This is a genomic window from Acidisoma sp. (assembly GCF_035492295.1).
Lineage (GTDB): Bacteria > Pseudomonadota > Alphaproteobacteria > Acetobacterales > Acetobacteraceae > Acidisoma.
In genome coordinates, this window is record NZ_DATJJK010000045.1 from 1 (window position 1) to 8,238 (window position 8,238).

7 protein-coding genes are annotated in these 8,238 nt (G+C 60.1%); 1 reads left to right on the forward strand and 6 read right to left on the reverse strand.

Annotation, left to right across the window (positions count from 1 at the left end; all coding sequences use genetic code 11):
* The 5 genes from VL752_RS03215 to VL752_RS03235 all read right to left on the reverse strand — a co-directional run.
* Nucleotides 1-432 (reverse strand): alpha/beta fold hydrolase (locus VL752_RS03215; protein WP_325352298.1); only part of this gene is annotated, 432 nt, incomplete at its 3' end.
* A 64-nt stretch (nucleotides 433-496) separates the two neighbouring features.
* Nucleotides 497-1,486, reverse strand: a complete 990-nt coding sequence (locus VL752_RS03220) for an ABC transporter permease (protein WP_325352299.1) — start codon at nucleotides 1,484-1,486, stop codon at nucleotides 497-499.
* Nucleotides 1,479-2,975, reverse strand: coding sequence for a sugar ABC transporter ATP-binding protein (locus VL752_RS03225; protein WP_325352300.1), 1,497 nt, complete (start codon nucleotides 2,973-2,975; stop codon nucleotides 1,479-1,481). Before VL752_RS03225 ends, VL752_RS03220 begins: the two co-directional genes overlap by 8 nt.
* Nucleotides 2,976-2,983: 8 nt before the next feature.
* Nucleotides 2,984-3,943 carry an ABC transporter substrate-binding protein gene (locus tag VL752_RS03230; RefSeq protein WP_325352301.1) on the reverse strand — a complete coding sequence of 320 codons (960 nt, stop codon included), beginning with the start codon at nucleotides 3,941-3,943 and terminating at the stop codon, nucleotides 2,984-2,986.
* A gap of 1,192 nt (nucleotides 3,944-5,135) precedes the next feature.
* A complete protein-coding gene (locus VL752_RS03235; RefSeq protein WP_325352302.1) occupies nucleotides 5,136-5,258 on the reverse strand; it encodes a hypothetical protein in 123 nt (40 codons plus the stop codon).
* Nucleotides 5,259-5,656: 398 nt separating this feature from the next.
* Between VL752_RS03235 and VL752_RS03240 the strand changes: the two genes are divergently transcribed.
* Nucleotides 5,657-6,550 carry a prohibitin family protein gene (locus VL752_RS03240; protein ID WP_325352303.1) on the forward strand — a complete coding sequence of 298 codons (894 nt, stop codon included), beginning with the start codon at nucleotides 5,657-5,659 and terminating at the stop codon, nucleotides 6,548-6,550.
* A gap of 308 nt (nucleotides 6,551-6,858) precedes the next feature.
* Here the strand turns inward: VL752_RS03240 and VL752_RS03245 are convergent, their stop codons facing one another.
* On the reverse strand, nucleotides 6,859-7,221 hold the full coding sequence (locus VL752_RS03245; RefSeq protein ID WP_325352304.1) for a DOPA 4,5-dioxygenase family protein: 363 nt from the start codon (nucleotides 7,219-7,221) through the stop codon (nucleotides 6,859-6,861).
* Between the last annotated feature and the right edge of the window lie 1,017 nt (nucleotides 7,222-8,238).

Consider the following 8,238-nt stretch of genomic DNA (forward strand, 5'->3'; position numbering starts at 1 on the left):
CTCTGCCTCGGGTGCGGCTGGCTGCCAAGCATTGGCGATATCCTGGATATTATAGGCTTGTCCGCAGCTGACGAGACCTTCGACCCGTTCCGGCCAGAGTGCCGCCACGATGCAGGCCGCCCTGCCACCCCAATCATAACCGCCGAGGAGCGCCCGGCTGATGGAGAGGGCGTCCATGAAGGCCAGGAGATCAGCGGCTATCGCCGCCTGTTGGCCGGTACGCATTGTGTCCAGGGAAAGAAAGCGGGTTGGCCCATAGCCGCGCAGGAAGGGAACGAGGCAGCGAAACCCCTTGGCCGCGAGCAGGGCTGAAGCCGCGCTGTAGGCACGTGCGTCATAGGGAAAGCCGTGAAGCAGAATAACCGGCTGGCCGTCTTCGGGTCCCGTTTCGAAATAGGCGACTTTTAGAACGCCGGCGCTGATGGACTTCATCCACATGGTCTCCTCGACGGTCAGCGCCGTTCTGGCTATCAGAGCCGACAACCGTGAAAATCCGCTAGCGGGTCTTCCTCCGGCGAAGCTGATCGAAATAGACGATTACGATAATCAGAAGTCCCGTGATGATCCCCTGCCAGAAGGGGTTCACGTTCATCAGATTGGCACCGTTGTTGATGGTTGTCAGCAGCATGGCACCAAGAAGCGGGCCGATGACGCTGCCGACCGCCCCGAACAGGCTGGTGCCGCCAATGACTGAGGAGGCGATGCTCTGCAACTCCCAGCCTTGTCCCGTTGTTGCAACACCGATGCCGATGCGGGATGCGACCAGCACGCCGACAACCGAGGCCAGCAGGGCAGAGACAATATAGGCGAGATAGATGGTGCGATTGACGCTGACCCCGGAAAGGCGCGCGGCCTCGGCATTGCTGCCAACCGCGAAGAGGTACCGCCCCCATCGGCTGCGGTGCAGCAGGAAATAGCAGGGGATGGCAATCAGAATCACAATGATGAAGAGGTTCGGAATGCCGAACGTGCGATGGCTGGAAAAGAGGATGAAGTTTCTCGGCAATCCACCGACGGTCTGACCATCAGTGATGAGCAGGCCAAAGCTGCGCAGCGCGGTCATGGTTGCGAGCGTCATGATGAAGGGTGGCAGCCGCAGATTGACGATGCCGAAGGCGTTGATGGCGCCGAGCACGATGCCGATCACGAGGGTGAGGACGATCGCGGCCCATATCGGCACGCCACCGGCCAGCATCATGGCGATGATCGTGCTGGTGAGACCGACGACGGCACCGACAGACAGGTCGATGCCGGCGGTGATGATCACGAAGGTCTGCCCGACCGCCATGATCGACCACATCGAATCCTGACGCAGCAGATTCTCGAAATTGCCGAAGGTTGCGAAGCTATCGGTGAAAGCGGACAGCAGCAGCCACAGCACAACAAGCAGCGCGAGCAGCGTCAGGTTGAGCAGAAAGCCGAAGCGGTGGCTTTTCAGGGCTGGGCGCTTCGGCGTCGGGATAGCGGCCGCGCTGGATTCAGACACCGATAGCCTCCGTCAGAATAGTTTCGGGATGCGCGGTCTTCGCCGAATGGCTGGCCACGATCGTGCCCCGGCTGAAGACATGCAGCCGGTCGCTAAGGTCATAGACCTCGGGAAGATAGGATGAGATCAGGATGATGCCGGCGCCGGCTTTTAGCAGTGCCGCAAACACCTTGTAGATCTCGACCTTGGTGCCGACATCGACGCCGACCGTCGGCTCGTCGAAGATGAAGAGTTCGGCGCCATGGTTGAGCCACTTGCCGACCACGATCTTCTGCTGGTTGCCGCCCGAGAGCGTCGCCGCGGGAACGAACGCCGAGGCAGCGACGATGCGGAGGTCAGCAATTTGCTTGGCGGCGTCGCGTTTCTCGGCCCGGGTGTCGACGAGCCCCAGCGGGCTGATGCGGTTGAAGACGGGCAGGTTGAGGTTGAAGCCCACGCCCATGTTGAGGCAAAGGCCCTGGTCGCGCCGGCTCTCGGGCACCAGGACGATGCCGCGCGCGATTGCGTCGCTCTCGTGTCGGATAGCGATGGTTTCGCCCTTCAGCTTGACCGCTCCGGCCGTCCGTCTGGTGCGACCGAACAGGCACTGGACGAATTCGCTGCGGCCGGCACCCACGAGACCATAGAGCCCTACCACCTCGCCGCGATGCACGGTCAGCGAGACATCGTGGAAACCGGGTCCGCTCAGGCCCGTGACCTCCAGCAGCCTGTCCCCGGCCACAATCGGCTCCTTGTAATGGATTTCTTCGATCGTGCGGGCAACCATGTCGCGGATAAGCTCGCGCTCATTGGTTTCGGCCACCACATGGGTGGCGACCAGCTGGCCGTCCCGCAAAACCGAGACGCGGTCGGCCAGCTGGAAGATCTCCTCCATGCGATGGCTGATATAGACGATCGTGACGCCTTCGCTGTTCAGCCGCCGGATGAGCGCGAACAGCTTGTCGGTGTCCTGGCGGGTCAGATAGGCGGTGGGCTCGTCGAAAATCAGAAATTTCACACCGCGGGCGGCGGCCCGCGCCGTCGCCACCAACTGCTGCTGGCCGATGGCGAGGTCGCCCAGCACCGCGCCTGCCGGCAGATCGAAGCCGAGATCATCCAGCAGGCGCTGCGCCTCGGTGACCATGGCGCGGTCTTTCAGCAGACCGGCATTTGTGCGTTCGTTGCCCAGGAAAATATTCGCGGCGACAGTGAGATGGGTGCAAAGCACCACCTCCTGATGGACCGCGTTGATGCCGAGGTCGATGGCCTCGAGCGGCGAGGCCAGCGCCACCTCCTGCCCCTCGAACAGGATGGTGCCCGCCGTTCGGATATGCGCGCCGGTGAGGATCTTGATCAGCGTGGACTTTCCCGCGCCATTTTCACCCACGATGGCGTGGATTTCGCCGGTCCGGAAGGCGAGGTCGACCTGCTTCAGGGCATGAGTGCCGAGGAAGCGCTTGTCGACCTGGCGCAGCTCCAGAATCGGCGTATCGGGCGCGAGACTGTCCACGAGAGCTCTCAGATCTTCGGGTTCAGGAGCGCCTGGGCGCGGGACGTGTTGAGATTGGCGGCGGTGATCGCGGTCACGCCGGTGTCGATCATCTTCGGCACCGCCTCGCCCTTGCTGGCCTTCAGCGCGATCTGCACGCCCTCATAGCCCATGCGATAGGGGTCCTGCACGATCAGCGCATAGATCACCCCGCTTTTGATGTCGGCGACCAGGTTCTTGTCACTGTCGAAACCGACCAGGGTCATCGTTTTGTTGCCTGACTCGGACAGGGCCTGGCTGGCACCCTCAATCATGATCAGGTTGCTCGCGAAGACGCCAACCAGATGCGGATGCGCCGTCATCAGGTCGGTCATGATGTTGAGGCCTGTGGTTGGCTGACCGTCAGCGATGCGGTTCGCGATAATCTTGATGTCCGGATATTTCGCTGCGATCTCTTCCTTGAAGCCCTTGGCGCGCTGATCGAGTGACCCGACACCTGGCAGCGAGGTGATGATGGCGACTTCACCGGCGGCTTTGCCGGTTTTCGCCTTGATGCCTTCGGCCAGCGTGTCGGCCGCGATTTTGCCGCCGGTGACGTTGTTGGTGGAGAGGAACGACGTCCAGGCGGTGGTATCGGCAGCGGAATCGATCCCGATGACCTTGATGTTCTGGGCAACGGAGGTGATGGGTGCACCCAGAGCAGTATATTGCGTCGGGGCGATGACGATCGCGGCAGGATTCTCAGCGGCGGCATTCTCAAGGGCGGTGATTTGGCCGGAGATATCGGCCTCGCTCTGCGCGCCGAGTTCGGGGACCTTGATGTGCAGTTCCTTACCTGCCGCCCGCGCGCCTGCGAGCACGATCTGCCAATACTGGGAGGTCGTATCTTTCACGATAACCGGAATGGTCTGTGCATTGGCAGGGGCCTGCCAGGCGCAGAGCGCGCCGAATAGGCTGGCGGCGAGGAGTGTGCTTTGAAGCGTCTTCATGGAATGTCCCCCGATTATTATTATTGTTTTTCTAGGCACAAAGGCTGAAGGATTTAGGTCGGGCTAAGGTGCAGTCCTGATGGATTTACTATCATCAGCGATTAGCCATTGGCCCGCAGTGTGGGAGGCACGATCAGACAGTAGAAAGATCGTCGTTACTGCAATCTCCTTGTTCGTGGTCATTCTCGGACCCTGTGGAATCTTGGATTAATCCTCGGTTCATGGACCCAAGTTTTCGTGCAGGCGTGATGGGCGCCGATTTTCAGAGTCCTTGGGAAGAATAAACTCTGCCCAGCGCAGGTTGTCTAGCAGGCTGGGGAATAAAGCTAGCCGGGAAGGGGGATCGCCTCTCGCGGTTTTGGCCGGTGTCAGGATATCCGGCCTGTAGGTGCAGATTGTGCGCCTGGGGTAAATTCATCCCCAGGGGGCGAAATCGGCGCGGCTCTCAGGATCGGCACGGGCGGCGGCCGTGGACTGGTCGGCGATGGCAGTCACAACCGGACTTCGCGCGAAGCCTCAGCGCGCGACGTGCCGGATGGCCGGTCCCTTCAGCTCAAGGTCCCGAAAACGGAGGCTATACATCTGAAACGGCCGCACAGGGTGACAGTTTAGCCCATGGGGGCGTAGGAAATATTGTAACAGCAACGGTCTTTGGTTATACTTTTTGAGCGGGTCGACGCATGAGATCATCTATTATTACTATGTCTGCCGTAGATCCATTGATGCGCCAAATGTTCTTGGTCGATGATCGTCGAGTCGTCAGAGGGTCGTCTACTCAATCCATAATGGCCTACACGGGCTTCAGCGTTTGGTGTAATAATCCCTCGCGTCCAAAACTAAACAAAAAACGCCAACGGGGAGAAAGTTAGTGAAGATAACATTAGCTCTTATGATTTTTGTTGGAAGCACCAGTCTTGCATTGGCGCAAGTTACGCCTCCCACCGAAGCCAAGACAAACCCGAATTGTAAGGGTGGCCTGAGCCAGGCCCAGGCAAGGTATGCTGCGGATGCTGCCGGCTTTGCGCCCGCGACTAATCTGACCCAAGACAAGGATTGCAATTGGATGGGAGGCACCGCCGCCAAGGGCTTTTTTATGGTTGGGAAAGACGGAAAAGTTACCACTCGCCAACCCTGAGGATTGAGCGTGGCACCGCGTGGTGCCACGCCTGATCGATGCTTTTCGTAGCCGCCGCTAGTTTGGGGCACGCCAGGGAACGGGCAGGTTGGAGCGGCTGATGGCAGCGTCACCCTTGTGGGGACGGCGCTTCAGCGCCCCGCCGGGCTGCCGCGGGCGGAACTGGTCACGTTCGTTCATACGGAGCTGGGTTCCAGCCGGGGCCTGGCGCTGCGTCTGGGCTGTTCCGAAAGCGACCGGAAAGGGCAGGGGCCGAGGTCCTTGAAATCTGTCTGCAACGCTCGGGCTACCCGGCCAAGCCTGATCTTCAATCGTCAACCTAGCCAAGCAATTCATGACGGCCTGGGAGAGGTTCTCGAGCCGCGTGACTCTCGCGCTTCGCGCTGATTGGCTGGCGCTTGTGTCGCGGCACTCCCTACTATTCTTCCCGGTAAGCCCGTCCGACAGCCAAAGGCCTGCGGTGGGGGCCATGGTGGAACTCGAACGGTTTCTGGGCGTGGTGAAGGCCCACCGGATCACGGCGGCGACCTCCGGAACCGTGATAGAACTGTGGATGGCTTTTCAGGAGGTGACCGCTAATGGCCAGTGTCCCTAATACGCCGCTGCTCGGGGATCGTGCGTTTGGGCCTCGGAAGGGGCCTGGATCATCCCGCGGCATAGATCGCCGCTATTTATATGGCGGTGTGGCCCTCGCGATCGTCGTCTGCTTTTTTGCCCTCAATCCTTTTCGCGAGGTGGGTCCAGGTAGCCGCGGCGTCCTGATGACCTTCAGCAGCGTCCAACCCAATGTGTTGGCGCCTGGCCTGCACCTCGTGCTGCCGATTGCGCAGTCTGTCGTGCAGATGAACGTCCAGGTGCAAAACTTCCAAAACAAGGAAGAGGCGGCCTCTCGTGATCTTCAGACGGTCCACACGGAGGTGGCGATCAACTATCACATCACGCCCGACGACGCGGCGTGGATATACCAGCACGTCGGCACTCTCTCCGAGGTCGAGAGCCGAGTCATCGCTCCGGCTATTTCTAACGCCGTCAAGGCCGCAACCGCTCACTACGATGCGGCGGACCTTATCGTCCAAAGGGATAAGGTCGCCCTGGAAATAGACACACTCCTGCGAAGAGCGCTCCAGTCCTACCGAGTTATCATCGACGCAGTGAATATCACGGACTTCCAATTTTCTCAGGAATATACGGCTGCCATTGAGGCGAAGCAGGTGGCGCAGCAGCAAGCTCAGCAGGCGGCCTTCACGCTCGACAAGGTCCGGGTGGACGCTCAACAGCAAGTTCTCCAGGCGCAAGCCCATGCGACGGCGCAGGTTGCTGCTGCCGAGGGCCAGGCGAAAGCCAACACGATGGTGACGGCGACGCTGAGTCCTTCGATCCTTCAGCAACTCGCAATTGAGCGATGGAACGGTGTGCTGCCGATCTATCTCGGCGCCGGCGCGCCAATGCCGTTCCTTGGCATGGGTAAGTGACATGAACCCCGAGGCCCTCTCGTCCAGATGGTCGCCTGCGAAGCTCACATTCCAAAAGCACACCAGAAGCATATATTGACGAGTGTAGCTTCCGCGCCCGAGCTTCGCTCAGCGTCTGCCGCAGGTACGTGCGACTTTCGCCATCGCTACGCTACCGCATCATACGGTGGGGGATACGAAGCTGGGCGCATGGGTCGTGATCCGCGAATCCCGGTATGAGAGACTGGTTCAAACAGCGTTGAACGCTCCGAGTGTCGGACCGTCGCCTCCACGGCGATGATCCGCGCCGCGGGCAGCCGTCTCACCCCCTAGTCGTCAACGTGGCCCGAAAAAGCTTCCATCCGGAGCGGGAGCTTGTTGCCGAGCCGGGCGGCGTGGACGGTGTGGTCGCGTGGGTCATCGCCCGTTTCTGGATGGAGCAGCACGTCAAGCCCGTCCCGGTTGAGCATGAGCCAAGGCGCCATAGTGGCGAACAGCTCTACCGGGAAGGCGATCTGGTACATGGCCTTGGTATGTGGTCCCACCGGCGACGGATGCCAACGGCCAAGCTTGGCGTCTGGGAAGGCCTCGGCAACTCTGCTCCGCAGGCGCGCGGCCGTAACTTCGGTGACACCGGGGTCGTAATAGATATGCGCGTGATAGTCACGAATGCCTGAAAGTTCTGGATGCATCGGCCTATCTCCCGCGACAACGCATTGCCATTCACGCATCGGAGTCTAGTGCAAAAATAGAGGATTGGTGGCTGTGGTTCAATCTGTTGGTCCGCCTGTCGTCTGGGGTTCCGGTAGGCCGGGGGCGTGAGGATGCCGGGAGTCCGGGGTCTGGATGAGCGGTTCGCGAGCCGCCACTTGGACCGGGATGTCATCCTGCTGTGCGTCAGGCGGCATGAACGGGTCAAACCCTGCCGTGACTTGGTTAGAGGGATAGCGGAGCGCGGACGCTGCATGGGCACCGGCGAATTCGCTCAATCGGCCGCAAATAATTCATATCGTTCGAATTGCGAGCAACCAGCAGGACGCACCTCATTAGAACATGAAAGGTAAAATCATGAGACACGCAACCGTGATGATGACGGCAGCCATGGCTACCTTGGCTGTCATGCTAGTGAACGGATGTCATCTCCCAAATGACACGGGCGCCGTCAGTACTTATGGGGTGATTCGGGGAGGACCAGGGTCGTTCTACGGTGGTGGTGGCGGCGGCGGGCGCGGCGGAGGCCGGTGATAGATATGATTGGCCGCGACACGGCCTTAAAGCTGGACGCCCTTCTTCCGTCGCTTAGGTTGAGAATGTCATCATATCGGTGATTTTGCTCTGCCATTCTGACTCTCTGCGCCTGTGATGGAAGCCCGTGACGCCGGGCATCCCAGGAATCTCCATATCGCTGCGCTCGATGAGCGTGACCTCCATCTCAGAGACGACACCCGGCCCGACACGCGTGACGGGCCTGCGCAGGCCGGGCGTACCCAATACAGAACAAAGGATCCTAGAGACCGCTCGAGCACTCTCGGTCTTCCTCGCAAAACGACAGGCGATTGAAATTGACGCATTGCTTATTGTAAGATCGCAACAGACACGATAGTTTTTTCTTTCATCGGCAGAATAAGCCGAGACAAATGGGGGCGACAAGAATGCTGAGGAAATTGGCACTCGTCTATTGCGGCGTGATCTTCTCGCTGCTGACGCCG